21 protein-coding genes are annotated in these 25,590 nt (G+C 26.9%); 20 read left to right on the top strand and 1 reads right to left on the bottom strand.

Annotation, left to right across the window (positions count from 1 at the left end):
• The first annotated feature begins 9 nt into the window (after positions 1-9).
• Genes BQ2505_RS07475 through BQ2505_RS07465 form a run of 3 tightly spaced genes read left to right on the top strand, consistent with a single transcriptional unit; the run spans position 10 to position 2,522 of the window.
• Positions 10-786: an ABC transporter permease gene (locus tag BQ2505_RS07475; protein ID WP_074017137.1), complete on the top strand. Its 777-nt coding sequence runs from the start codon at positions 10-12 to the stop codon at positions 784-786.
• Complete coding sequence (locus tag BQ2505_RS07470) at positions 773-1,771, top strand: ABC transporter substrate-binding protein (protein WP_074017136.1); 999 nt, start codon at positions 773-775, stop codon at positions 1,769-1,771. The genes BQ2505_RS07475 and BQ2505_RS07470 overlap by 14 nt, the downstream gene beginning before the upstream one ends.
• Positions 1,772-1,790: 19 nt before the next feature.
• Entirely contained in the window at positions 1,791-2,522 is a 732-nt protein-coding gene (locus tag BQ2505_RS07465) for an ABC transporter ATP-binding protein (RefSeq protein WP_074017135.1), read from the top strand.
• 252 nt (positions 2,523-2,774) lie between these two features.
• Here the strand turns inward: BQ2505_RS07465 and BQ2505_RS07460 are convergent, their stop codons facing one another.
• Positions 2,775-3,779 (bottom strand): 2-hydroxyacid dehydrogenase, encoded by a 1,005-nt coding sequence (locus BQ2505_RS07460; RefSeq protein WP_074017134.1) that lies wholly within the window; start codon positions 3,777-3,779, stop codon positions 2,775-2,777.
• A gap of 163 nt (positions 3,780-3,942) precedes the next feature.
• Between BQ2505_RS07460 and BQ2505_RS07455 the strand changes: the two genes are divergently transcribed.
• From BQ2505_RS07455 to BQ2505_RS07375, 17 genes are all read left to right on the top strand, one after another.
• Positions 3,943-4,788 (top strand): patatin-like phospholipase family protein, encoded by an 846-nt coding sequence (locus BQ2505_RS07455; RefSeq protein WP_074017133.1) that lies wholly within the window; start codon positions 3,943-3,945, stop codon positions 4,786-4,788.
• 70 nt (positions 4,789-4,858) lie between these two features.
• On the top strand, positions 4,859-6,070 hold the full coding sequence (locus tag BQ2505_RS07450; protein ID WP_074017132.1) for a dTDP-glucose 4,6-dehydratase: 1,212 nt from the start codon (positions 4,859-4,861) through the stop codon (positions 6,068-6,070).
• A 14-nt stretch (positions 6,071-6,084) separates the two neighbouring features.
• A complete protein-coding gene (gene metA / locus BQ2505_RS07445) occupies positions 6,085-6,999 on the top strand; it encodes a homoserine O-acetyltransferase MetA (RefSeq protein ID WP_074017131.1) in 915 nt (304 codons plus the stop codon).
• Position 7,000: 1 nt separating this feature from the next.
• Positions 7,001-7,357, top strand: coding sequence for a fluoride efflux transporter CrcB (gene crcB, locus BQ2505_RS07440; RefSeq protein WP_074017130.1), 357 nt, complete (start codon positions 7,001-7,003; stop codon positions 7,355-7,357).
• A 90-nt stretch (positions 7,358-7,447) separates the two neighbouring features.
• On the top strand, positions 7,448-7,672 hold the full coding sequence (secG, locus tag BQ2505_RS07435) for a preprotein translocase subunit SecG (protein WP_074017129.1): 225 nt from the start codon (positions 7,448-7,450) through the stop codon (positions 7,670-7,672).
• Between the two features lie 201 nt (positions 7,673-7,873).
• A complete protein-coding gene (locus tag BQ2505_RS07430) occupies positions 7,874-8,728 on the top strand; it encodes an endonuclease/exonuclease/phosphatase family protein (protein ID WP_074017128.1) in 855 nt (284 codons plus the stop codon).
• Between the two features lie 4 nt (positions 8,729-8,732).
• Positions 8,733-9,371 carry a thiamine diphosphokinase gene (locus tag BQ2505_RS07425; RefSeq protein ID WP_074017342.1) on the top strand — a complete coding sequence of 213 codons (639 nt, stop codon included), beginning with the start codon at positions 8,733-8,735 and terminating at the stop codon, positions 9,369-9,371.
• Between the two features lie 198 nt (positions 9,372-9,569).
• Positions 9,570-9,950 carry a thioesterase family protein gene (locus BQ2505_RS07420; protein WP_074017127.1) on the top strand — a complete coding sequence of 127 codons (381 nt, stop codon included), beginning with the start codon at positions 9,570-9,572 and terminating at the stop codon, positions 9,948-9,950.
• Positions 9,951-9,973: 23 nt separating this feature from the next.
• Complete coding sequence (locus BQ2505_RS07415) at positions 9,974-11,197, top strand: uracil-xanthine permease family protein (protein ID WP_074017126.1); 1,224 nt, start codon at positions 9,974-9,976, stop codon at positions 11,195-11,197.
• Positions 11,198-11,230: 33 nt separating this feature from the next.
• Positions 11,231-11,710, top strand: a complete 480-nt coding sequence (locus tag BQ2505_RS07410; protein WP_074017125.1) for an S-ribosylhomocysteine lyase — start codon at positions 11,231-11,233, stop codon at positions 11,708-11,710.
• Between the two features lie 23 nt (positions 11,711-11,733).
• A complete protein-coding gene (pepF, locus tag BQ2505_RS07405; protein ID WP_074017124.1) occupies positions 11,734-13,536 on the top strand; it encodes an oligoendopeptidase F in 1,803 nt (600 codons plus the stop codon).
• A 342-nt stretch (positions 13,537-13,878) separates the two neighbouring features.
• Positions 13,879-15,678 carry a ShlB/FhaC/HecB family hemolysin secretion/activation protein gene (locus BQ2505_RS07400; protein ID WP_074017123.1) on the top strand — a complete coding sequence of 600 codons (1,800 nt, stop codon included), beginning with the start codon at positions 13,879-13,881 and terminating at the stop codon, positions 15,676-15,678.
• Positions 15,679-15,693: 15 nt separating this feature from the next.
• The gene (locus tag BQ2505_RS07395; protein ID WP_074017122.1) at positions 15,694-23,715 is read left to right on the top strand and encodes a two-partner secretion domain-containing protein; all 8,022 of its coding nucleotides are present in this window, start codon (positions 15,694-15,696) and stop codon (positions 23,713-23,715) included.
• A 153-nt stretch (positions 23,716-23,868) separates the two neighbouring features.
• On the top strand, positions 23,869-24,441 hold the full coding sequence (locus tag BQ2505_RS07390) for a barstar family protein (RefSeq protein ID WP_074017121.1): 573 nt from the start codon (positions 23,869-23,871) through the stop codon (positions 24,439-24,441).
• 243 nt (positions 24,442-24,684) lie between these two features.
• A complete protein-coding gene (locus BQ2505_RS07385; RefSeq protein ID WP_020788880.1) occupies positions 24,685-24,927 on the top strand; it encodes a CPCC family cysteine-rich protein in 243 nt (80 codons plus the stop codon).
• Between the two features lie 72 nt (positions 24,928-24,999).
• Entirely contained in the window at positions 25,000-25,239 is a 240-nt protein-coding gene (locus BQ2505_RS07380) for a hypothetical protein (RefSeq protein ID WP_235817386.1), read from the top strand.
• Positions 25,240-25,261: 22 nt separating this feature from the next.
• Complete coding sequence (locus BQ2505_RS07375) at positions 25,262-25,573, top strand: hypothetical protein (RefSeq protein ID WP_074017120.1); 312 nt, start codon at positions 25,262-25,264, stop codon at positions 25,571-25,573.
• The last annotated feature ends 17 nt before the right edge of the window (positions 25,574-25,590 follow it).

The following is a 25,590-nucleotide window of genomic DNA, read 5'->3' as shown; positions in this document are numbered from 1 at the left end:
AGAGGAATTATGAAAAAAATTATAGATAAATATATAAGTTTCATAAGTATTTTTATATTGATAATTATTTGGCAAATATGTGGGAATTTAAATTTCTTGCCTAAGTTTATTTTTCCTAGTCCTTTAGAAATAGTTAGAGCTTTTATAAGAGATAGAGCATTATTTTGGTTCCATTTTAAAATAACAATGCTGGAAGCTTTAATAGGATTAGGACTAGGAATAGCTATTGCAACAATACTTGCAATAATTATGGATAGCTTTAAACTTGTTAATAAAATTGTTTATCCTTTATTAGTTTTTACTCAAACGATACCAACAATAGCATTAGCTCCTATACTTGTATTATGGTTGGGTTATGATATGACACCAAAGATAGTTTTAATTGTGCTTACTACAACTTTTCCTATTGTAATAAGTATATTAGATGGTTTCAGGAATTGTGATAAAGATGCAATCAATCTTCTAAAATTAATGAAAGCAAATAGATGGCAAATATTGTATCATTTAAAAATACCAACAGCTCTAACTTATTTTTATGCAGGTCTTAGAGTGAGTGTATCTTATGCCTTTATATCGGCTGTAGTTTCAGAATGGCTAGGAGGTTTTGAAGGATTGGGAGTGTTTATGACAAGAGCAAAAAAAGCCTTTGATTACGATACAATGTTTGCAATAATTATTTTGGTTTCTATTATAAGTTTATTAAGCATGGAAATAGTAAAAAGAAGTGAAAAAAGAATTATTAAATGGAAATATATTGAGGAGGGGAAAATAAATGAAAAAGATTAATTATTTATTATTTTTAGTTGTTTCAATATTTATACTTGTAGCTTGTGGAGAAAAAAAAGAAGAAGCAAAAACTTCTGAGCTTAAAAAAGTAGATTTTTTATTAGACTGGGTTCCAAATACAAACCACACAGGTCTTTTTGTTGCTAAGGAAAAAGGATATTTTGCTGAAGAAGGAATAGATTTAGATATTAAACAACCAGCAAATGAAAGCACTTCAGATTTAATTATTAATAATAAAGCACCTATGGGAGTATATTTTCAAGATTATATGACTTCAAAATTAGCTAAAGGAGCTCCAATAACAGCAATAGCAGCTATTATAGAAAATAATACTTCAGGTATTATCACAAATAAAAACTTGAATATAAATAGTCCTAAAGATTTAGAAGGACATAGATATGGAACATGGGATATACCAATAGAAAAAGAGATGTTATCTTTCATTATGCAAAAAGATGGAGGAGATTTATCTAAGGTAGAATTAGTACCAAATACTGATGATAATTCAATAACACCAATTTCAAATGGAGTTTTTGATGCAGCACCGGTATATTATGCTTGGGATAAAGTTATGGCAGATAATTTAGGTATAGGAACAAACTTTTTCTATTATAGAGATTATGCTCCAGAGTTGAATTTTTATTCTCCAGTAATAATAGCAAACAATGATTATTTAAAAGAAAATAAAGATGAAGTTAAAAAAATATTGAAAGCAATAAAAAAAGGGTATCAATATGCAATAGAAAATCCAAAGGAAGCTGCTGAAATTTTAATAAAATATGCACCTGAATTAGAAAATAAAAAAGAAATGGTAGTTGCTTCTCAAGAATATTTAGCAGGACAATATGCAACAGATAAAGAAAAATGGGGATATATAGACCCTATTCGTTGGAATGCTTTCTATAATTGGGTAAATGAAAAAGGATTAGTAAAAGAAGCTATTCCAGAAAATACAGGTTTTGATAACCAATATTTAGAAAATTAATTTTTGAAAAGAGATAGCAATGGAAAATATATTAGTTGTTAAAAATCTATCATATTCATTTTCAGATAATAAAATTTTAGATAATATTAATATTGAAGTAAAAAAGAATGAAATAGTTTCTATAGTAGGAAGTAGTGGAGCAGGAAAGTCAACACTATTTAATCTTATTGCTGGACTTTTAGATAAACAAAGTGGAGATATACATATATCAGATAGTGAAAAAAATCAAGGTAATGTTGCATATATGTTGCAAAAAGATTTATTATTTGAGCATAAAACAGTTATAGATAATGTTGTTTTACCTTTGATTATCAATGGAGTTTTAAAAAAAGAAGCAATAGAAGAGGGAATGGAAATATTAAAACAATTTAATTTGGAAAAATATGCTAAAAAATACCCTAAGCAGTTGAGTGGTGGAATGAGACAAAGAGTTGCTCTTATTCGTACTTACATGTTTAAAAAGAAAATTTTTCTTTTAGATGAGGCATTTTCAGCTTTGGATAGTATTACAAAAAAAGAGCTACATAAATGGTATTTGAATTTAAAAAGAGAATTTGAACTAAGCACATTGTTAATTACTCATGATATTGATGAAGCAGTTTTTCTAAGTGATAGAGTTTATATTTTAGATGGTAAACCAGGAAAAATTATAGCTGAAATAAAAATTGATATGAATAAAAATGAAGATTTAGAAATTCAAAGAGTGCTTTATAGAAAGAAAATTTTAGAAATAATGAATATAAAGAATTAGAAAAGAATAAAAATTAAATAAAAATTAAATAAAAAAAGAAGTCTCTAATGTCCGTATCAGTTTGAAGAGCCTATGTTCATTAAACTCATAGAACTAATACGGCTATTAAGAGACTTTATTTATTCTATAGGAAAGTATAAGTTTAATAACTCCGACGTCCGTATTACTCTGGAGAGCATTTTGGTGAGCTCGGAAGAGTCATACGGCTGTCAGGAGACTTTATTTATAAGAATATAAAATTAAAAAAGGAAATTAATTTTGATGAACTTCATTTATAAGTTCTTTTCCATCGATAAAATCTTGTATATTGTTTAATGTTGTAAGTGTAATAGCTTCTAGAGCTTCATGAGTAAAATATGCTTGATGTGATGTTATTAATACATTGTAAAAAGATAGCAATCTTCCTAAAATATCATCTTCTATAACTTGAGTAGACTTATCTTCAAAGAAATAATCTTCTTCTTCTTCATAAACATCTAGTGCAACAGCTCCGACTTTTTTGTCCTTTAATGCTTCAACCAAATCAACAGAATCAATTAAAGCACCTCTTCCTGTATTTACAATGATAACTCCATCTTTCATTTTTTTCATTGAATTTCTATTAATCATATATTTTGTTTCATTTGTCAAAGGACAATTAAGAGAAATAACATCAGATTTTGCATAAAGTTCATCAAGACTTACATATTCAAAACCTAACTCATCGGCAACTTTTTGATTTGGAAATAAATCATAGGCAACAACATTCATATCAAAACCTTTTAAGATTTTTATTAGTATTTGACCAATTTTTCCTGTACCGATAATACCAGCAGTTTTTTTATATAAATCAAATCCAACAAGACCATTTATTGAAAAATTTCCTTCTCTTGTACGAGCATATGCTTTATGTATTTTTCTGTTAACAGACATTAAAAGTCCAACAGTATATTCAGCTATTGCATGTGGAGAATATGCAGGAACTCTAACAACTTTAAATCTATTATGAATATCTTTAAGGGAAACATTGTTAAAACCGGCACATCTCATAGCTAATAATTTTATTCCATTATTAGCCATAATATCAATAGTTTCTTTGTTTATATCATCACTTGTAAATCCACAAACTACATCATAGCCTTTTGTTAAATTAGCAGTTTCTTCAGATAATTTTACTTTCAAAAAAGTCATTTCAAAATTAAAATTTACTCCATATTTTTTAAAAAATTCTTTATCGTATTCTTTAATGTCAAAAAATATAATTTTTGTTTTTTCCATAAAAATTTATTTCCTCCTAATTTTTCTTTAATTTTAACATAAATTTAAAGAAAAATCAATTTTTTACTTATTAGGTAAAGTTTTATAGTTAAAATTTTCAAGCTTGAATAAAGTTTTAAACTTAGTTATAATAATTGAAAAGTTTTTACTAAGGAGTTATTTTATGAAGAAAAATGGTTTGGTTTTAGAAGGGGGAGGAATGAGAGCCTTATTTACAGCTGGCGTCTTAGATGCTTTCCTTGAAAAAAGTTTATGTATAGATACCATGGTTTCTGTTTCAGCGGGGGCTTTATTTGGAGTAAATTATGTATCTCAACAAAAAGAAAGAGCTGTTAGATATAATATAAAATTTGCTGGTGATAAAAGGTACATGAGTCTAAAAAATTGGTTCAAAACTGGAAATGTATTAGATAAAAAATTTGCATATTATGATCTTCCTATGAAATTAGATGTTTTTGACGAGAAAAAATTTTCTGAATCTAATATTAATTTTTATATTGTTTTAACAAATATTGAAACAGGAAAAGCAGAGTATATTTTAATAAAAGATGTATTTGATCAAATGGAATATCTTAGAGCAACTTCTGCACTACCTTTTGCTTCAAAAATTATAAAAATAGATGGTAAAAAATACTTAGATGGTGGGATAACAGATCCTGTACCGATAGATTATTGTAAAAAAATGGGTTGTGATAAGCTTATAGTTGTACTTACAAGACCTAAGGGTAAGTATAAAGAAGATAAATTAAATTGGTTATTTAAAATAGTATATAAAAAATATCCTAAACTTGTAGAAAGATTGGTAAATATGGAAAATGATTACAAAAAAACTTTAAAAAAAATTATTGAACTTGAGGATAAAGGAGAAATTTTTGTAATAAGACCTGATGAAGTTTTGGATATTGGAAGATTAGAAACAAATAAAGAAAAAATAAAGGAAATATATAACAAAGGTTTAGAAAAAGGAAGAAAAGAAATAGAAAAATTAGAAAAATATCTAAATAAATAATTTTTTGTGAGGTATAACTGTGATATAATGTATAGGAAAAGAAAAGAAGATAATAAAAAAGGAGTAAAGTATGAAAACATATCTAGTTACTGGAGCAGCAGGTTTTATTGGGTCAAATTTTTTAAAATATATATTGAAAAAATATGATAAAGTAGAAGAAATAAAAGTAATAGTAGTTGATAGCTTGACTTATGCCGGAAATTTAGGAACAATAAAACAAGAGCTAGAAGATAAGAGAGTAAAATTTGAAAAAGTAGATATAAGAGATAAAAAAGAAATAGAAAGAATTTTTTCTGAAAATAATATAGATTATGTTGTAAATTTTGCTGCAGAGTCTCATGTAGATAGATCAATAGAAAATCCTGAGATATTCTTAGAAACTAATATTTTAGGAACACAGAATTTGTTAGAAAATGCTAAAAAGTTTTGGACTATAAAAAAAGATGAAAATGGATATCCTTTATATAAAGAGGGAGTGAAATATCTTCAAGTTTCGACAGATGAAGTCTACGGTAGTTTAATAAAAGACTACGATGAAGCTATTGAGCTTGTTATAGATGATGAAGCAGTAAGAGAAGTTGTAAAAAATAGAAAAAATTTAAAAACATATGGGAAAAAATTCTTTACAGAAGAAACTCCTCTTGACCCGAGAAGTCCTTATTCTGCCTCAAAAACTGGAGCTGATCATATTGTTATAGCTTATGGAGAAACATATAAAATGCCAATAAATATAACTAGATGTTCTAATAACTATGGGCCATATCATTTTCCAGAAAAATTAATTCCTCTTATGATAAAAAATGTGTTAGAGGGGAAAAAATTACCTGTTTATGGAAAGGGTGAAAATGTAAGAGATTGGCTTTATGTAGAAGACCACTGTAAAGGAATAGATTTAGTTTTAAGAAATGGAAAAATTAGAGAAATCTATAATATAGGTGGATATAATGAAGAAAAAAATATAAACATTGTTAAGTTAGTTATAGATTTAATGAAAGAAGAAATATCGAATAATGATGATTATAAAAAAGTTTTAAAAACAGATTTATCAAATATTAATTATAATTTAATAACTTATGTTCAAGATAGACTAGGGCATGATATGAGATATGCTATTAATCCAAGTAAGATTGCAAAAGATTTGGGTTGGTATCCAGAGACTGATTTTGAAACAGGAATTAGAAAAACTATAAAATGGTTTTTAGAAAATCAAGATTGGGTAAATGAAGTAGCAAGTGGAGATTATCAAAAATATTACGAAAGAATGTACATAGATAGAAAATAATTAGGAGAAATTTTATGCCAATAAAAATACAAAAAGATTTACCAGCTAGAAATATACTTGAGTCAGAAAATATCTTTGTCATGGATGAAGAGAGAGCAACAACTCAAGATATAAGACCTTTACAAATTTTAATTTTAAATCTTATGCCAGTTAAAGAAGAAACTGAAACTCAAGTGTTAAGAGCGTTGTCGAATACACCTTTGCAAGTCGAATGTACTTTTTTAATGTTAAGTACACATAAGAGTAAAAATACAAGTCAAAGTCATTTAAATAAATTTTATATTTATTTTGATGATATAAAAAATAAAACTTTTGATGGTATGATAATAACTGGAGCTCCGGTTGAAACAATGCCTTTTAAAGAAGTTAATTATTGGAATGAACTTTCAACTATTATGGAATGGTCAAAAACACATGTAACATCAACTTTACATATATGTTGGGGAGCTCAAGCAGGATTATTTTATCACTATGGAATAGATAAACATATGATGGATAAAAAATTATCTGGAGTATATAAACATAAGATAAATGATAGAAAAATTCCACTTGTTAGAAGTATGGACGACTACGTAAATTGTCCTCATTCAAGGTATACAGAATGCATGAAGGCAGATATAGAAAAAAATGAGAATTTAAAAATTGTAGCTGAAAGTCCAGAAGCAGGAGTATTATTAGTAATGGATTTAAAAGGAAGTCAAATTTTTGTGCAAGGACACCCTGAATATGATAGACTTACTTTAAGTAATGAGTATTTTAGAGATGTTAATAAGGGAATTAATCCGGAAAAACCAGTAAATTATTTTGAAAATGATGATGAAACTACAAGACCAACATTGACTTGGAGAGGTTTCTCAAATACTTTATATGCAAACTGGTTAAATTTTTATGTTTATCAAAATACACCTTATGTATTGAAAGAAGATTAATATGCTAAAAATATTATTGGTTGGTTTAGGTGGAATGCTTGGTTCTATTCTTAGATACTCATTCTATTATTTACCTTTGCCTTATATAAAAACTTTTTATATAAATTTAATTGGAGCATTTTTAATAGGCTTCTTGTCTGCATTTTTTGAAAAATACACTCAGTTTAATGGGACTTTAAAATTATTTTTAATAACAGGACTTTGTGGAGGTTTTACAACTTTTTCTACATTTTCTTTGGAGTTTTTTAACCTGTTAAAAAATAATAATTTTTTTGAAGCATTGATATATGCAATAGCAAGTGTATTAGTCTCACTTGTTTTAGTGTGTGTTGGTTATTATTTTGGTAAAATATTTTAACATGTAAGAAATACTTAATTGAAAAAAAATAAATAAAATGTTATAATTCATTGATTAATAAAAATTTTGTGTCATGTGTAAGGAGGATTTATGTCTACACTATTGAATATTCTTTTATTTTTATCAGCTTTTGTATTAATAGTTTTAGTATTAATACAACCGGATAGAAGTCATGGAATGACAGCTAGTATGGGATTAGGAGCATCAAATACAATATTTGGAGTAAATAAAGATGGAGGACCACTTGCAAAAGCAACAGAGGCTGTAGCTTTTTTATTTATAGTATGTTCTTTATTACTTTACTTGACTCGTTAATAAAAAAATAAAAGCTGTTTTTACAGCTTTTTTTATTCTATAGGAAAATATAAATTTAAATGCTTATTAGTCTCTTGACAGCCGTATGAGTTCTACGAGCTCAATGAACACAGGCTCTTCGAACTAATACGGACGTCAGAGACTTTTTTATTCTATAGAAAAGTATAAATTTAAATAGTAAAAATTAATTGGAGGTAATAAATGTATTTTAAAATTAAAAAATATATATTATTTGTAGTCTGTTCAATAGGAATTTTATTTTTTAACTCAATAAATACTTTTGCTAGTAAAGAAGGATATATTGCAAGTTTTAACATCTTAAGGCTAGGGGAATCAAAAAAAGATTTTGTTCAAACAGCAAAACTTTTACAAGGTTTTGATATAGTTGGATTGGTAGAAGTTATAAATAGAGATGGTTTGGAAGAATTGGTAGATGAATTAAATAAACAAGGAAATGATAAATGGGATTATCATATTTCTCCTTTCTCTGTTGGGTCAACTAGATATAAAGAGTATTTTGCTTATGTTTATAAGAAAAATAAGGTAAAATTTTTGCAGTCAGAAGGTTTTTATAAGAACGGGAAAAGTTCTTTTTTAAGAGAACCGTATGGTGCTACTTTTAAAATAGGAAATTTTGATTTTACATTTATACTAGTTCATACAATTTATGGAGATAGTGAATCTAAAAGAAAAGCTGAGAATTTTAAAATGGTAGATGTTTATGATTATTTTCAAGATAAAGATAGGAAAGAAAATGATATTTTGATTGCTGGAGATTTTAATCTTTATGCTTTAGATGAATCTTTCCAACCTATGTATAAACATAAAGATAAAATAACATATGCCATTGACCCAGCCATAAAAACGACAATAGGTCAAAACGGAAGAGCAAATTCGTATGATAATTTCTTTTTGAGTACAAAGTATACACAAGAATTTACAGGCTCTAGTGGAGCATTAGATTTTTCAGAAAAAAATCCTAAACTTATGAGAAAAATAATATCTGACCATATACCAGTATTTATTGTTGTAGATATATTAAAGGACGATGATTAAAAAGATGAGAATAGCATACCTATTTTTAAATGGAGAACTTAAAGGAGATAAAGAATTTTTTATTGACTTTTTGAAAGAAAATAAAGGAGATTTATACTGTGCAGATGGGGGAGCAAATTTATGTTATGAATTAGGCTTGATACCAAAGGAAGTCTGGGGAGATTTAGATTCTATAAAGAGAGAAGTGAAAGAATACTATTTAGAAAAAAAAGTACTATTTAAAGAATTTAAGCCTGAAAAAGATTATACAGATACTGAATTAATATTAGAAGAGATTTATAAAAAATATGAAAAAATATTTTGTATTGGAGGACTTGGAGGAGAAATTGGACACGAACTCTCGAATATAAATTTACTTTCAAAATATGAAAAAATGATTTTTTTAACAGAAAAAGAAAAATTATTTAAAGTAGAAAGAAGTTTAATGAAAGATTATAAATTTCAAAATATGAAAGATAAAAAAATTTCATTTATTCCTTTAACAAGTGAAGTTATGATAAATTTTTTAAAAGGATTTAAGTATGAAACCGGAGAAATATATATAAAAAAATATCAAGCTAGGTTAATGAGTAATATCATAATAAAAGATGAGGCTATTTTAAGTTTAGAAACTGGAGAATTATTGTGTGTTATAGAAAATTAAAATAAATTAGCAATAAAATTGACAGTTATATTTATTTATTATAAAATTAGTCAAAGAATAAAAAAAGTCTCTTGATAGCCGTATGAGTTCTACGAGCTTAATAAACACAGGCTCTTCGAACTAATACGAACATCAGAGACTAATTTTACTATTTAATTTTATACTTTCATATAAAATAAAAAAGATGGAGGAGTTTTTATGTTAGAAGTTGGAATGAAATTAGAGCTAGAAAGAGTTGTTAGTGAAAATGATACAGCTGCAAAAGCAGCATCAGGGTCTGTAGAAGTTTTAGCTACGCCTGTAATGATAGCTTGGATGGAAGAAGTTTCTTTGAAATTAGCTCAAAAAGAGTTAGAAGAAGGATTTACAACTGTTGGAACAGAAGTAAATATTAAACATTTAAAAGGAACTTTAGTTGGAAAAACAGTTAAGATTACATCAGTTTTAACAGAAATAGATAGAAAAAGATTAGTGTTCAATGTGGAAGTATTAGAAGATGGTGTTGTTGTTGGAAGTGGAAATCACACAAGATTTATAATTGATACAGAAAAATTTTATGAAAAACTTAGAAATAAATAATAGATTTTAGGAGGATTTTTTTAATGGAAAAACTTAATTTTCAAACAAAGATTGTATTAGGGATTCAACATGTGCTTGCAATGTTTGGAGCGACAGTGCTAGTTCCGTTTTTAACTGGATTAAATCCATCAATAGCATTAATTTGTGCTGGTGTTGGAACTTTGATATTTCACAGTGTTACAAAAGGTATAGTACCAGTATTTTTAGGTTCATCATTTGCATTTATAGGAGCGACTGCCTTAGTTTTAAAAGCTCAAGGTATTGAAATTTTGAAAGGTGGAATAATTTCAGCTGGTCTTGTGTATGTTGTGATGTCTTTGGTTGTTTTAAAGTTTGGAGTGGAAAGAATAAAATCTTTCTTCCCGCCAGTAGTAGTTGGACCTATAATAATGGTTATAGGACTAAGATTAAGTCCGGTTGCGTTAAATATGGCTGGATATTCAAATAATACTTTTAATACAGATAGCTTAATAATTGCTTTGGCTGTCGTTATAACTATGATTTCAATTAGTATTTTGAAAAAATCATTTTTTAGATTGGTGCCAATACTTATATCAGTTGCTGTTGGATATATAATAGCTTATTTTATGGGAGATGTAGATTTAACAAAAATATCAGATGCAAGATGGATAGGGCTATCAGATGATGCATGGGTATCATTTACAGCTATTCCAAAGTTTACTCTTTCAGGAGTTTTAGCTATAGCTCCTATAGCTTTAGTTGTATTTATAGAACATATTGGAGATATTACAACTAATGGAGCAGTTGTAGGAAAGGATTTCTTTAAAGATCCAGGAATACACAGAACTTTATTAGGAGACGGTCTTGCAACTATGGCTGCAGGATTTTTAGGAGGACCTGCTAATACTACTTATGGTGAAAATACAGGAGTTTTAGCTGTAACAAAAGTATATGATCCTGCAATTTTAAGAATAGCAGCTTGTATTGCAATAATCTTAGGGCTTATAGGAAAATTTGGAATAATATTACAAACAATACCTACAGCAGTTATGGGAGGAGTATCAATAATATTATTTGGTATGATAGCAGCTGTTGGAGCTAGAACAATAGTTGAAGCAAAATTAGACTTTTCTCATTCAAGAAATTTAATAATAGCTTCATTAATATTTGTACTAGGAATTGCAATAGGAGATATTACTATATGGGGAACAGTTTCTTTATCTGGATTAGCTCTTGCTGCTTTTGTTGGTATAGTATTAAATAAAATCTTACCTGAAGATAAATAAAATAAATTAAAAAGAATAGAGAGGAAACGAAGTATGGAAAGAATAGCTAGCTTTCAAGTTGATCATAAAAAATTAAATAGAGGGATCTATGTATCTAGACTTGATGAAATAAACGGCAACTATTTAACAACATTTGATGTAAGAGTAAAATTACCTAATAGAGAACCTGTTATGAATATAGCAGAAATGCATACAATGGAGCACTTAGGAGCAACATTTTTAAGAAATCATGAAGTATGGAAAAATGAAGTAATTTACTTTGGACCTATGGGTTGTAGAACAGGATTTTACGTAATATTAAAAGGAAAACTAAAATCAATAGATATAGTTGAACTTATAAAAGAAATGTTTGATTTTATTTCTAAATATGAAGGAGAAATTCCAGGAGCAACTGAAGTTGAATGTGGAAATTATTTAGATCAAAATTTACCAATGGCAAGATATGAATCTAAAAAATTTTTAGAGGAAACTTTAAAGAATATAAAAGAGGAAAACTTGAATTATCCTGATTAATTAGATTTTAGAAAGAGGAAAATATGAAAGATAGAAATTTAATTGAAGATAAATATAAATGGAATTTAAAGGATATTTATTTATCTTGGGACGAATGGGATAAAGACTTAAAAAGATTTAAAGAACTTGTGAAAGAAATTCCAAAGTTTAAAGGTCAAGCAAAGAAAAAAGCAGAAGCTTATATTGAATTAGAAGAAAAAATAGAAGAAATTTCTAGAGTGTTGGACAAACTATATTTATATCCATATATGTTGAAAGACTTAGATTCAACAGATGAAATAGCTTCTGTAAAAATGCAAGAAATTGAAATGGCTTATACTGATTATGCAGTAGATACAGCTTGGATAGCACCTGAGCTTTTAGAAGTTTCAGAAGAAACTATGAAAGAATGGATAGAAAAATATCCAATTTTAAAAATAAGAGAATTTCCTATAAGTGAAATGTATAGATTGAGAAAGCATATTCTATCAGAAGATAAAGAACAATTGCTTTCACATTATGGGCAATTTATGGGGTCAAGTTCAGATATTTATGCAGAACTTTCAATATCTGATATCAAATGGAATACTGTTAAACTTTCAACTGGAGAGGAACTTGCAGTTTCAAATGGAGTTTACTCAAAAATATTATCTACAAATAGAAATCAAGACGATAGAAGATTAGCTTTTGAAGCTTTGTATAAAAGTTATGAAAATAGTAAAAATACTTTTGCTGCAATTTATAGAGCCATTGTTCAAAAGAATGTAGCTTCTTCAAGAGCTAGAAATTATGAGTCTTGTTTAGATGTTGCTTTAGAGAATAAAAATGTTCCAAGAGAAGTATTTTTATCACTTTTGGAGGCAAGTCAAGAAAATGTAGCTCCATTAAAAAGGTATATAGAGCTTAGAAAAAAAGCATTAAAATTAAAAGAATATCATTACTATGATAATAGTATAAATATTGTTGATTATAATAAGACATTTGATTATGATACTGCTAAAAATATGGTTTTAAATTCTGTTGAACCTTTAGGAAAAGATTATCAAGAAAAATTAAAAAAAGCCATAAGTGAAGGTTGGCTAGATGTGTTTGAAACTAAGAATAAAAGAAGTGGAGCATATTCATTAAATATTTATGATGTACACCCTTATATGCTTTTAAATTATCAAGAAACTATGGATGATGTATTCACATTAGCTCATGAACTAGGACATACATTACATAGTATGTTATCTAGTGAAAATCAACCTTATCCTACAGCTGATTATACAATTTTTGTAGCGGAAGTTGCTTCAACTTTTAATGAAAGATTGCTTTTGGATTATATGTTAGAAAATTCTGATGATAGTCTTGAAAAAATAGCTTTATTAGAACAATCTTTAGGAAATATAGTTGGAACTTATTATATTCAAACTTTATTTGCTAACTATGAATATGAAGCACATAAATTAATTGAAGAAGGAAAAGCTATAACACCAGATATTTTAGATGGAATAATGGAAACTTTATTTAAAAAGTATTTTGGAGACACAGTTGTTATAGATGAATTACAAAAAATAATTTGGTCAAGAATACCACATTTTTTCAATTCACCGTTTTATGTTTATCAATATTCAACTTCTTTTGCTTCATCAGCTAAATTGTATGAAAATTTAAAGAAAAATCCTGATAGTAGAGAAAGATATTTAAAACTTTTAAAATCTGGTGGAAATAATCATCCAATGGAACAATTAAAGTTAGCTGGAGTAGATTTATCAAACAAAGAAGCTTTTATTTCGGTTGCAAAAGAATTTGATAGGTTACTAGATATTTTAGAGGAAGAATTAAAAAAAATAAAATTAATATAGGGTTCACTTCTTGAAAAAAATTTTTTAAAGCACTTGCTTTTTTAAAATCTAGAAGCCATAAGGCTTTGAGTTCATCAAAATTAGACTTAAATGTTTGCAGTGAGCTGTTGTAAATTGATAATTTTATCATTAAATTACAACAGCTTTTTTATTTCTCAATAGGAAAGTATAAAATTAAATAGTGAGAATTAGTTCTAATGAAGAACTTACTAAAGAGATTTATTAGTGTGATACTTACTATTAGAATTTAGGAGGAGAAAGAAAAAATAAAAAATCTCTTGACAAGTATAAAAAAAGTGTAGTATACTGAACAAGATTAAATTACAAGGAGGTGTGAAAATAATGAAGATATTAATTTCTTTTTTGATGGTTTTACTTAGTTCTTTTTCTTTTGCCACGGAAAATTTAGATAGACTTATTGAAAGAGATGTTCGAAATTTTGAACAAGAAAATAGAATTAATGAAAGAAATCTAAAAAATTCTGAAATCTTAAATTTTTCTTCCGAAGAAATTGAAAAATTAAATAAAAATATTTTGAACGAAGAAAAAATGAATACACTTAAATATCATATTTCAAAAATAGAAATATCTGACTCTGAAAATCTTTTAAATGACTTGCTAGAAGAAAAAATTGTAAAAAAATATATTAATAAAAATTTAAACTCTAATGATTTAGAAAATTTACTTTCTGAATTAACTAATCAATTAATTTCTAAAGGCTATGTAACAAGTTATGCTAAAATTTCTGATAATAGCGATGTATTAGCTGGGCTTTTAAAGATAGATTTTATTGTTGGTAGAGTTGAAAATATAGTTCTTAATGATGAAACTAATCTTGATAAATTAAAAAAGTTTTTTATGTTTCCTTTAAAAAATGGAGATGTTTTAGATAATACAAAAATTGATACAGCTGTTGAGAATTTTAATTCTTTAGGAGCAAATAATGTGTCAGTTGATATAGTTGAAGGAACTAAGCCTAATTATTGGATAATTAAAGTTAATAATGAAATGAAAGAAAAATTTACTCTTTCATTAAATACAAATAACTATGGAGAAGATTATCAAAATGCCTTTTGGAGAGGAGGAATATCATTAAATATTGACAGTCCATTAGGAATTGGTGATAATCTATTTTTTTCATATATGACTGTTCACAAGAAAAATCCAGATAGAAGCTGGAAACAAAGTTCAGATACACTTCCAGCCGGAGGAATATTACCAATAGGACCTCCTGGATATGACCCAAGTAAAGGAGATGTGCTACCATATAAAAGACAGCTTGATATGTATAATTTTAGATATATATTAAGATACAAAGATTACAATTTCAAATTCTCAACAAGTAAAAGTGTAAAAGATAGTAGTTTTTATGCTTTTAATACAATATACGACATGCAATCAATTAACAACACAGTAGGTTTTGACATAGAAAAAATAATTTGGAGAAATAAACAAAGTAAACTTAGCATTGAAGCTGGAATAAAAACTAAGCACAATGAAAACTATTTAGAAGAAGCAACATTGATAAATAGAAGATTATCTATTGCGAGTATAGGATTAAACTACACAACAGCTATAAAAAAAGGAATTTTAAGTTTGGGATTTCAATATGAAAAAGGACTTAAAAATTTTGGAGCTGAGATAGATAAAAACAAAACAGATAAAACACCAAAAGCTCAATTCAAAAAATATAATTTTTTAGCCATGTATTACAAACCTTTAACACATAACTTAATTTCAAGAACAAATATACAAGCTTCATATTCATCTGATGTGCTTTATTCGTCAGAAAGACAAACAATAGGTGGAATAGGAAGTGTCCCAGGATATCACAGAAGTGATAATTTAATGGGAGATAAAGCAATAGATATAGGAACAGAGTTAGCATATAATATAAAAATTCCTAAAAATTTAGGAACTTTAAGCCCATATTTATCTTATTCATACGGAGCTATAGAAAATAACAGAGATAAATCAAAGTATGGAACAGGCTATGCGACAGGAATACAAATAGGAATGAGATATAGCGCAAAATATTTAGACATAGATTTTGGTTATGGAAGAGCTCATAAACATTCAAGCTATTTGAAACCTAAAAATCACGAAATATATTTTGCTAGCGCATTGAAGATAAAATTTTAAAGAGAGGAAAGTAAAATGAAAAACAAAAAAATCATTGCAATATTTTTTCAGTTTCTGCTGAGTTGGAATATTTTTTCTGCTAATCTAGTTTTAGATCCAAATTCAAATCAAAATACAAGTTTAGATAAATCTCAAACAGGTATTCCAATAGTAAATATTGCTACTCCTAATCATAGAGGCGTTAGTGTAAATAATTTTTTGGAATACAATGTCGGTAAAGAAGGACAAGTTCTTAATAATGCTGACAATGTCGGAAGATCTCATCTAGCTGGACTAATTAATTCAAATCCCAATCTAGGACCACACCAAGCAGCAAATCTTGCAGTTATTCAAGTAAACGGAGCGAATAGATCCGATATAGAAGGATATATTGAAGCTTTAAGTAGAGAAAAATTAAATGTGATTTTAAGTAATGAAAATGGAATTTACTTAAATGGAGCAGGAACTATCAATATCAAAAACTTCACAGCAACAACAGGAAAAGTAAATTTTGTTGATGGTAATGTTAAAGATTTTGATATTGAAAAAGGGAAAATTCTAATTGGAGATAAAGGTTTTGATTTAAGTAGTACAGATAAATCTCAAATGTTATCTAAATTACTAGAAATACAAGGTAAATTAGTTGCTGGAGAAAAATTAGATTTAGTAACTGGCGAACATACTTTTGATATGGAAGAACATATTAAAAACAAAGATAAAAAAGGTGGAACCCTAGTTATCAGTGGAGATATGATTGGAGCAGGAAGTATGTATGCCAATCAAATTAAAATCCATCTGACTGACAAAAATTCTCTACTTAATATGGGGGGAATTTTTGCATTAAAACAAAATTTAGAAATAACGGCTGAGGGTAAGGTAAAAGTTAAAAATGTTCAAGGAAATGGAATAGATATTAAAGCCAAAGAATATGAACAAACTAATTCTGGACTATCACAAGACAATATTAAAATAGATGCTCAAGAGATTAAACTTGCTGGAGATAAAACTCAAGCTGAAAAAGAAATAGTATTAAAAGGTAATGTAGAAAATTCAGCCAATATATATACTAAAGAATTTTTAGAAACTAAAGATTTAATAAATACTGGAAATATAGCTACATTAAAAGATATAAAGGCTAATAATGTAAATAGTACAGGAGAAATTCTTACTAATTCAAAATTTACAGCAGATAATGTAAAAACAACAAATAAATTAGTTGCAGTTAGCGATATTTCAGTTAAGAATTTAGAAAATTCTGGAGTAGTTGGGACAAGTTCTACACTTAATATAAATGGGAAATTAAATAATACTAAAGATATTCAAGCTAGTGGAAATATAAAGATTACAGGGAATGCTGAAAATACTGGAGAGATAGTAACTGCTGGAAGTTTTACAGCTAAAGATACAAAAACAACAAAAAAATTATTAGCTAAAGAAAATATTGTAGTAGGAAATTTAACAAATGAGGGATTACTTGCAACCGAAGGAAAATTAGACATAGCTGGAAGTCTAAAAAATACAAAAAATATTTTTGTTAAAGATGATATAAGTTCAGGAGCTATAGAAAATAAAGGGATTGTTCATGCTAAAAATATTACAACTAAAGGTTCTGTAATAAATGAAAATACTATTGAAACAGGAAATCTAAATATTATTGGAAATGAATTAAAAAACAATGGAAATAATTCATTAATTAAAGCTGATAATATAGTTGCTAATGTAAATACAGTTGAAAATACAGGCGATTTACTAGCTTTAAATAATATAGTTCTAACAACGAATAAATTAACTAATACAAAAAATATTAAGGCATTAAATAAAATTGAAGCAAATAATAATGAGTTAAAAAATTCCGGTGAAATAGTTTCAAATAAAGAAATAAAGTTAAATGAAACAGATTTGGCAAATACAGGAAAGATAGCTTCAAATAATATTGAAATGAAAGATTTAAAAAAATTCTCAAATACTGGAGAAATTACAGGAACAGATGTAATCTTAACAACAAGTCAAGATGTAAATTTAGTTTCAAAATTACACGGAGAAAATAGCCTTACAATAAAAGCTAAAGATGTTGTAAATGATGGAGAAACAACAGGAAAGAATTTAATTTCAATAGATAGTAGGAATTTTACAAACAAAAAAGATTTATCAGCTCAAGATCTAAAATTAAAAGCTAATGAAAAAATAGAAAATAAAGCTATACTTAGTGGGACTAATGTAGATATTAAAACTAAAGATTTGGTAAATAAAGACTTACTTGCAAGTGAAAATGATTTGAAAATAAATTCTTTAGGAAAAATAGAAAATCAAAAGGCTAAAACAATTTATGCCGGTAAGAATTTAGATATAACAGGAAATATTATTGAAAACCAAGAGGGCGAAATATTAGCAAATAATATTTTCATTGAAAGTAAGAAATTAACAAATAATATTGGAACTATTCAAGCAGAAAATAAGCTAAGAATTAAATCTGATATTGTAGAGAACATTGGAAAAGTAGATGATTACAATAGTTATGAAAGTTTTTATGAAACTTGGGATGTGGATTATTTAACTTTAGATGAAGTAAATAATTTGTGGAAAAGAAATAGAGAAAGTTCAGACTTTCATGGGGAAAGTATTAGTAGTGGTGGAAGAGCAAGAGATGAGGCTAGAGAAGGTCAAGAAAGACATTTTGATAAATTAAAAAATATTATGGTAAATCATATTTACCCATCTTACTTATTTTCTAAATACCCGGACTATATGAGAGGTTTTTTAGGAGAAAATAATACCATAAAAACCGGAAGTTCAAAAACACCTAAAATTGCTTTAAAAGAAAGACTAATAAATCAAGCGAAAACACATCATGGAAAAATTTTAGCTAATAATAATATTGATATTGAGGCTAAAAATATTTTGAATAAAGATTCAATAATTTCTACAAAAGAAATTGTAACCATCAATGCAGATAAATTAGAAAATCTTGTAAGTACTTCTGGAGGCAAAATAAAAGTAAAAACAGGAGAAGAAGTTTTAGGATTAAGTGAAAGTTTTGAGGGCTTTAGTCTTGTAGATCCTTTTCATCCTTATCATGAGGCAAATAATACAACAACTTATGTAAGAGATTTTCAAAACGATTATGTTTATGAGTATACTTTCCCAAATGGAAGAAAAGAAAGAAGTGTAGAAAAAAGGAACTACACTTATTTAGATGATGGTATTAGAGTAAGAGTTCCTTATGAAAGAATATACATAGGAAGATATGGTTATGTAACAGGTCAACCAAGTGTAATTGAGGGTAAATCTCTAGATATAAAAGTAAAAAATGAAGTTGTTCAAGCAATAGATGAAGCTAATGGAAGAAAAAGAGAAAATAAACCTGTCATTATTCCTGAAATGAAAAAAGAAACTGTTGCTCAAGGTAATTCTATTATAAATAACGAATTAAAAATTACTGACAAGAATATAAATAGAGAAATTGAAGTTGTTAGTAATATGTCTGAGATTCAAAATATAATAAATACTGGGAAAATTGAACCAATATCAAATATTCCATCAGCTCTATTTGTTGAAAATACAAATCCTACATCAAAATATATTTTAGAAACGAGACTTAAATATATTTCTAAAAGTAATTACTATGGAAGTGATTATTTCTTAGATAAAATAGGGTATAAAGATAAGTGGGACAATGTTAGAAGACTTGGAGATGCTTTCTATGAAAATCAATTAGTAGAAAAAACCTTATTTGAAAAACTTGGAACAAGATTTTTAAATGGAAAAGCATTTTCAATGAAAGAATTAATTGATAATGCAGAAATTGAAAGCAAAAAACAAAATTTAACTATTGGAAGTCCTTTAACAAGAGAACAGATAGCTAATTTAGAAAGAGATATACTTTGGTATGAGTATCAAAAAGTAAATGATTTAAATGTTTTAGCGCCAAGAGTTTACTTATCAAAAGATACTTTAAATAATATTAACTCTAGTGGGAAAAATAGAATAGCTGGAATAGAAAAAACAACAATAGTTGCTAATAAAATTGATAATGCAGGAATTATTGGTGGAAGTGGAAAAACATATTTAGAAGCAGATGAGATCTTAAATAAAAGTATAGGAAATAGCCAAGCAGAAATAAAAGGTTTTGATGTTGAGTTAATAGGGAAAAATAGTATAATAAATCAAGGTTCGAAAATATTTGCGAGAAATAATTTAAATTTAATTTCAAATGAAAACATTTTTAATAGAACTACAATAAAAGGCTTTAATTACAATTTTGGAGAACTTAACAGAACAAGACATACGGAGCTAGAAAATATTTCAGAAATAAGCGCAAACAACTTAAATATTTTTGCAAAAAATTATTCAAGTATAGCAGCTATAACTAGAGCTATAAATACAAATATAGAAGCTATTAATGTAAATATTGAAGGCTTAAAATTAAGTGGAGAGCAAAAGTTTGGAAAAGATGATAATAACTTTAATTCCTATGCTTTTGTAAGAAATGTAGGCTCTCAATTAGAAACTGAAAATCTAAGTATTTCTGCTGATAATTTAAATATTTTAGGTTCAACAGTAATAGCAGATAATGCTTTAATTGATGCAAAAGTTCTAGTAAAATCTGAAGTTGATTCAGAGGATAGAGAAAGTAGAAGTAAACAAAAAGGATTCTTGAGTTCAAAATCTAAAAAAGAAAAAGTTCACGATGAAGAAAATTCAGCGAGCAATCTTTATGTAAAGAATCAAGGAATAATCACAAAAGATATTGATGTTGTAGGTTCTAATTTAATATTGGGAGATAATTCACAAGTTTTAGGTAAATTAACAACAGATTCAATAGCTTTAAATAGCACATATTCCTATGAAGAAAGTAAAAAAGGATTTAGTGGAAGTATAGGAAGTGGAGGACTTTCTGTTGGATATGGAAAATCAGAAAGTAAGTTAAAAGAAAAAGATTTAACAAATGCTAAATCTAATCTAGTATTAGGAGATAATGTAACTCTTAATAAGGGTGCAGAAATAACAGCAACAAATTTCAAACATGGTAATATTGAAATAAATAATGGAAATATTACTTATGGAGCAAGAAAAGATGTAAAAGATATAGAAACATCATCAAAGAGCAGTGGAATAAATCTATCAGTAAGAATAAAATCACCTGCCTTAGATAGAGCGAAACAAGGGATAGATTCATTTAATCAAATGAAGTCAGGAGATATACTTGGAGGTATAGCTTCAACAACTAACACTGTTACAGGTTTAGTTCAAGGTTTAAGTAGTAATATTACTAAAAAAGATGGAAGTAAAGCAACTTTAAAAGATATTAAAGATGGTGATTTTAAAGTTAATAATAACTTCTATGCAAATGTAGGAGTAAACTTAGGGTTTAATAAAGCAAGTTCTAAATCAAACTCGCATAGTGAAAGAGCTGTTGTAACAACAATAAAGGGAAAAGATGAAAATTCAAGTATAACTTACAATACTGTAAAGAATGTTGAATATGTTGGAACACAAGCACAAGATACTAAACTTATCTATAATAATGTAGAAAATATTAATAAGACAGCTGTTGAATTAAATAATTCATATTCATCTACTGGTAAAAGTAGTGGAATATCAGCTGGTGTAACTATTAACTACAATAATGGTTTCCAAACAGAAGGAAATGGGGTAAGTATTTCAGCTTCTCAATCAAAAATGAATAGTAATGGAACTACTTACCAAAATGGTAGATTTGTAAATGTAGATGAAGTGCATAACAATACTAAGAATATGACTCTTTCTGGATTTAATCAAGAAGGTGGAAAAGTTACTGGTAATATTGAAAATCTAACTATTGAAAGTAAACAAAATACATCTACAACAAAGGGAAGTACAAAAGGTGGAAGCTTAAGTGTATCAGCAAATGGTCTTCCATCAGGAAGTGTAAACTATTCACAAACAAATGGAGAAAGAAGAGTTGTAGATAATGCAAGTACTTTCATAATAGGAGATGGAAGTGATCTAAAGGTAGATAAGGTAGAAAATACAGCTTCTGCGATAGGTACAAGTGAAAATGGAAAATTATCAATAGATGAATATGTAGGACATAACTTAGAAAATGTAGATAAATTAAAAACAGTAGGTGGTTCAGTAGGAGTATCAACTTCTGGAATAACTAGTATAGGAGTAAATTATTCTGATAGAAAACAAGAAGGAATAACAAAGAATACAGTAATAGGTAATGTAGAAATAGGAAAATCTTCTGGAGATGAAATAAATAGAGATTTAGATACAATGACAGAGATAACAGAAGATAGAGATTTTAAAACAGATATAAATATAGAATCACAAACAATTAACTATATTAAAAATCCTGAAAAGTTTAAAGAAGATCTTCAAATTGCTTTAATAGAAGGAAAAGCAACAGGAAGAACAGTAGTAAAAACAATAGATAATATGATAAATGGTAATAAGAGCCAAGATATAGGAGATGCAGAAAGAAGAAGTCTAATAGAAATAAAGGAAGCAATAGTTAGAGTTCAAACAGCGCCTGCAATGGATATTATTGCAAAAGGAAAATTAGAAAGAAAAGAAGTACAAAAAGAGCTTGGAGTAGAAATAGAAAAATTTGATCCAAATGACCCAACATTATCAGAAAAAGTAAAAGAAAGAATAGATGAGTTAAAAGCAGAAGGAAAAGAAATAGTAGCTTTTTATGATAAAGTAACTAAAAAGATATTTATAAACCAAAATGCAAAAGATGAAGAAGTAAGAGCTTCCATAGCAAGAGAATACAAGATAAAAGAAGACTTAAAGCTAGGAAGAGGAAAGGAAAATAATAAAGGACAACTACGTTCAACAGTAGCAGGAGAGATAGCCTATGATGAGATAAAGGATAGATTAAAGAAAGGTGATAAAAATCCAATAAGTGCATCAAGTTTTGATGTAGCAAAGATGGATAAAGATAGTGAGGTCACAGCAGATTTAGCAGATAAAGATGTTGAAGCTCAATATTTTAATACACTTAAATACATAGAAGCAATGAGTAATGGTGCTTGGAAAAAGAATCCTAAAATTTTAAAAGAAATGAGAGGAGATAAAGGTAAAATTGAAGACTTTATTTTTAGACCAGATTTTCATGTTAAGAGTATACATTTAATCTATGCAGAAAGTAAAGAAGGAAAGAAAAAAATAGCAATAGCAGATCCTATAGTAGATTCATTAAATAAAAATAATTCAGATAGAGAATATTATAAAAGAATAGATGGTATAAAAAAAGAGGTTGTTATTGAAAGTAATCCAAGAGCAAAATCTTATGGATATCATCTTAAAAAAAGTTTAGATGAAATAGGAAATGTTTCACTTCATTTACTTGAAGCAGGAGATAAATTTTTTAATTCAGATATGAAAGGTGCAGTAAGTGAAGGATTTGCAACAGTAAACAGTCTATTTAAATCTGCAACCTTAGGATTTGGTTCTAAATTAGGAGATGAAGCTGGAAGAGTAGGAAAGGGAAGTACTCAATATGGAACAAAAGAAGAGGTAGAAGGAAAACAAGAATTTATAAGAGGTTCTGTTGAATCAGCAACAGATATAGTAGTAATTCCTATGGTAATGAAAACAGTAGGAGCAGGTATTTCTAAAGGAAAGGAAATATATACAAATTATAAATTAAATAATTCTTTAAAAGAATTGAATTATCCTGCTCATAATGTAACAAACTATGCTAGATTAAAAGAACAATATAGAGTTAGTGAATTAGCTAATGATGCAGTAGATAGTATTACTAAAACAGGAAGATTGCCAAATAATTATATTACTAAAGCTCAAGCAAAAGTATTGGGATGGTCGGAAGGAAAAGCATTAAATAATTATGCACCTGGAAAGGCTATTGGAGGAGATATTTTTAATAATTCTACTGGGATTTTAGCAATAAAAAATGGAAGAATATGGTATGAAGCTGATGTGGGAATTAACTACATAATGAGTCGTTCAAATTTTAAAAATCCAGGTTATAGAATTCTATATTCAAGTGATGGCTTGATATATGGAACATATGATCACTATAAAACAGTATTTCCTATTTTGCCTTAATGTTTTATATTTATAAAAGTTTTAAAATATAAAATATGATTTTATAAAAATTTTAGAGGAAAGTTATAAATGTAGTTTTAACTTTAAAGCTCTATATTTATATAATTAAAAAGATTTTTATAAATAACTAATTATTTAAAAAAAGGAGAAATTATGAAGTATATTAGGATTATTTGTTTATATTTAAAAAAATATATTTCAGATAAACAGTTTGAAAATATTTTTTATCAAGACATAGATAGTTTTCAGAATGCCTTAGAAGAAGAAGTGTATTGGAATATTTTATCTTCAAACTTTAATAAAAAGGAAGATATAATTACTATAAATACATATTTATATAATTATATGTTAAAGAATTATAAATCAATATATGATGAAATAAGTGATGCATATATAGAAAATTTAATTAATTCTAATGAAGATAATGTAGTTATAGATATTTTAAAAAAGAGATATGAACAAAAAGAAGAAGTTTTTATAAATTTTTACAATACCAATAATAAATTAGAATTAATTTTTTCTATCAAAAAAGCTTTGAATCTTCCTCAACATTGTGGTAATAATTGGGATGCAATTGAAGATTTTATCTATGATACTATTCTTCCTAAAAAAATTATTTTACATAATTGGAATGACATAAAAGAAAAATTTCCTCAAGATGCAATAATTTTAAGAAGAATTTTAAATAAAATAAATCCAAAATATTGTACAGTTTTATATGATTAAAAGAATTTCTAATCTATGGATTATAAAATATATAAACTAAAACAGTTAATTCATATTGTAAGGATATAGTAGTCATTGAATAAAAATAATTTAAATAAATAATATTAGAAAATAATAGAGAGAAAAAATAAGAAAATGAATACAAGAAAAAAATTTTTTATTATAAACCAGAGAATGGGAAATTATATTGATTAGAACAAATTGAAAAATATGCACCAAAATAAAAATTAAAGGAGACCAACTATGAAAAGAAAAAGATGTCCATGTTGTGGTTATTTAACAATAAATAATGTAGATGAAGTAATTGTAGATATTTGTGAAGTTTGCTATTGGCAATATGATAAAGTGTCAGAGGAGAAGCCTGATGAAATTATTGGACCGAATAGAGTGTCATTAAATACAGCTAGGAAAAATTATAAATTGTTTGGAGCTTCAGAAGAATGTTTTAAAAATATAGTTCGACTACCATATAAAGATGAAATGTAGAGTAGGTAGTAGTAAAAGAAAATTGATACAGATAAAGTAATATAAAGAATTAGACATCTTAAAACTAATAAATTGATTCGATTTTTATTTAAAATTTTTAGTTCATATACAAATAGAGAAAGTTTAGCATTACCTCCATCTTGGAATCAAATGACAGGAATAAAACAATGGCAAATTGAACCAGGAACAATAATACTTAAAGGAATAGCAAATTCACAGAAATTAGATGAAGCACATTATATTTATCCAGGAGGAGCTGAGCAAATATTTATTTATCAACCTTGGAAATATAAGACATTATTAGAACCTTAAAAATAAGGAAAGGAATTAGAAAATGAGCATAAGAAAAAAAAATTTAGAAAAAGTTATACAACAATGTCAAAAAACATTAGATAGAATAGAAGAAGAATTATTAAAACCAGAACCCAAATTAACTCCTTATGATATAGAAATGAGAAATTTTGATGAGGTTCCAAGAGGTATTTTAAAGGAAGCAAAAAGACAAATAAAAATAATGATGCAAGTACTAGATAAAAATAAATATATGCCTAGTTATACTTATCCTCTAATTGATAGTTATTCATTTGATACAGAATTATCTCATCTTTTATTTGAAACTGAAAGTATATATAAAAAATGCACATAAAAGGATGTAATTATTTC

Origin of the sequence: Fusobacterium massiliense (assembly GCF_900095705.1) — a bacterium.
GTDB classification, from domain to species: Bacteria; Fusobacteriota; Fusobacteriia; order Fusobacteriales; family Fusobacteriaceae; genus Fusobacterium; species Fusobacterium massiliense.
Note: the sequence above shows the minus strand (reverse complement) of the source record. Positions and strands in the feature narration are given on the sequence as shown.

What these genes read in the sequence shown, in the direction of transcription:
- BQ2505_RS07430 (WP_074017128.1), top strand. Translation starts at nt 7,874, where the DNA reads ATGTATTTTAAAATTAAAAAATATATATTATTTGTAGTCTGTTCAATA.
- BQ2505_RS07395 (WP_074017122.1), top strand. Translation starts at nt 15,694, where the DNA reads ATGAAAAACAAAAAAATCATTGCAATATTTTTTCAGTTTCTGCTGAGT.
- BQ2505_RS07385 (WP_020788880.1), top strand. Translation starts at nt 24,685, where the DNA reads ATGAAAAGAAAAAGATGTCCATGTTGTGGTTATTTAACAATAAATAAT.
- BQ2505_RS07450 (WP_074017132.1), top strand. Translation starts at nt 4,859, where the DNA reads ATGAAAACATATCTAGTTACTGGAGCAGCAGGTTTTATTGGGTCAAAT.
- crcB (WP_074017130.1), top strand. Translation starts at nt 7,001, where the DNA reads ATGCTAAAAATATTATTGGTTGGTTTAGGTGGAATGCTTGGTTCTATT.
- secG (WP_074017129.1), top strand. Translation starts at nt 7,448, where the DNA reads ATGTCTACACTATTGAATATTCTTTTATTTTTATCAGCTTTTGTATTA.
- BQ2505_RS07400 (WP_074017123.1), top strand. Translation starts at nt 13,879, where the DNA reads ATGAAGATATTAATTTCTTTTTTGATGGTTTTACTTAGTTCTTTTTCT.
- metA (WP_074017131.1), top strand. Translation starts at nt 6,085, where the DNA reads ATGCCAATAAAAATACAAAAAGATTTACCAGCTAGAAATATACTTGAG.
- BQ2505_RS07425 (WP_074017342.1), top strand. Translation starts at nt 8,733, where the DNA reads ATGAGAATAGCATACCTATTTTTAAATGGAGAACTTAAAGGAGATAAA.
- BQ2505_RS07460 (WP_074017134.1), bottom strand. Translation starts at nt 3,779, where the DNA reads ATGGAAAAAACAAAAATTATATTTTTTGACATTAAAGAATACGATAAA.
- BQ2505_RS07470 (WP_074017136.1), top strand. Translation starts at nt 773, where the DNA reads ATGAAAAAGATTAATTATTTATTATTTTTAGTTGTTTCAATATTTATA.
- BQ2505_RS07415 (WP_074017126.1), top strand. Translation starts at nt 9,974, where the DNA reads ATGGAAAAACTTAATTTTCAAACAAAGATTGTATTAGGGATTCAACAT.
- BQ2505_RS07475 (WP_074017137.1), top strand. Translation starts at nt 10, where the DNA reads ATGAAAAAAATTATAGATAAATATATAAGTTTCATAAGTATTTTTATA.
- BQ2505_RS07455 (WP_074017133.1), top strand. Translation starts at nt 3,943, where the DNA reads ATGAAGAAAAATGGTTTGGTTTTAGAAGGGGGAGGAATGAGAGCCTTA.
- BQ2505_RS07410 (WP_074017125.1), top strand. Translation starts at nt 11,231, where the DNA reads ATGGAAAGAATAGCTAGCTTTCAAGTTGATCATAAAAAATTAAATAGA.
- BQ2505_RS07390 (WP_074017121.1), top strand. Translation starts at nt 23,869, where the DNA reads ATGAAGTATATTAGGATTATTTGTTTATATTTAAAAAAATATATTTCA.
- BQ2505_RS07375 (WP_074017120.1), top strand. Translation starts at nt 25,262, where the DNA reads ATGAGCATAAGAAAAAAAAATTTAGAAAAAGTTATACAACAATGTCAA.
- pepF (WP_074017124.1), top strand. Translation starts at nt 11,734, where the DNA reads ATGAAAGATAGAAATTTAATTGAAGATAAATATAAATGGAATTTAAAG.
- BQ2505_RS07420 (WP_074017127.1), top strand. Translation starts at nt 9,570, where the DNA reads ATGTTAGAAGTTGGAATGAAATTAGAGCTAGAAAGAGTTGTTAGTGAA.
- BQ2505_RS07465 (WP_074017135.1), top strand. Translation starts at nt 1,791, where the DNA reads ATGGAAAATATATTAGTTGTTAAAAATCTATCATATTCATTTTCAGAT.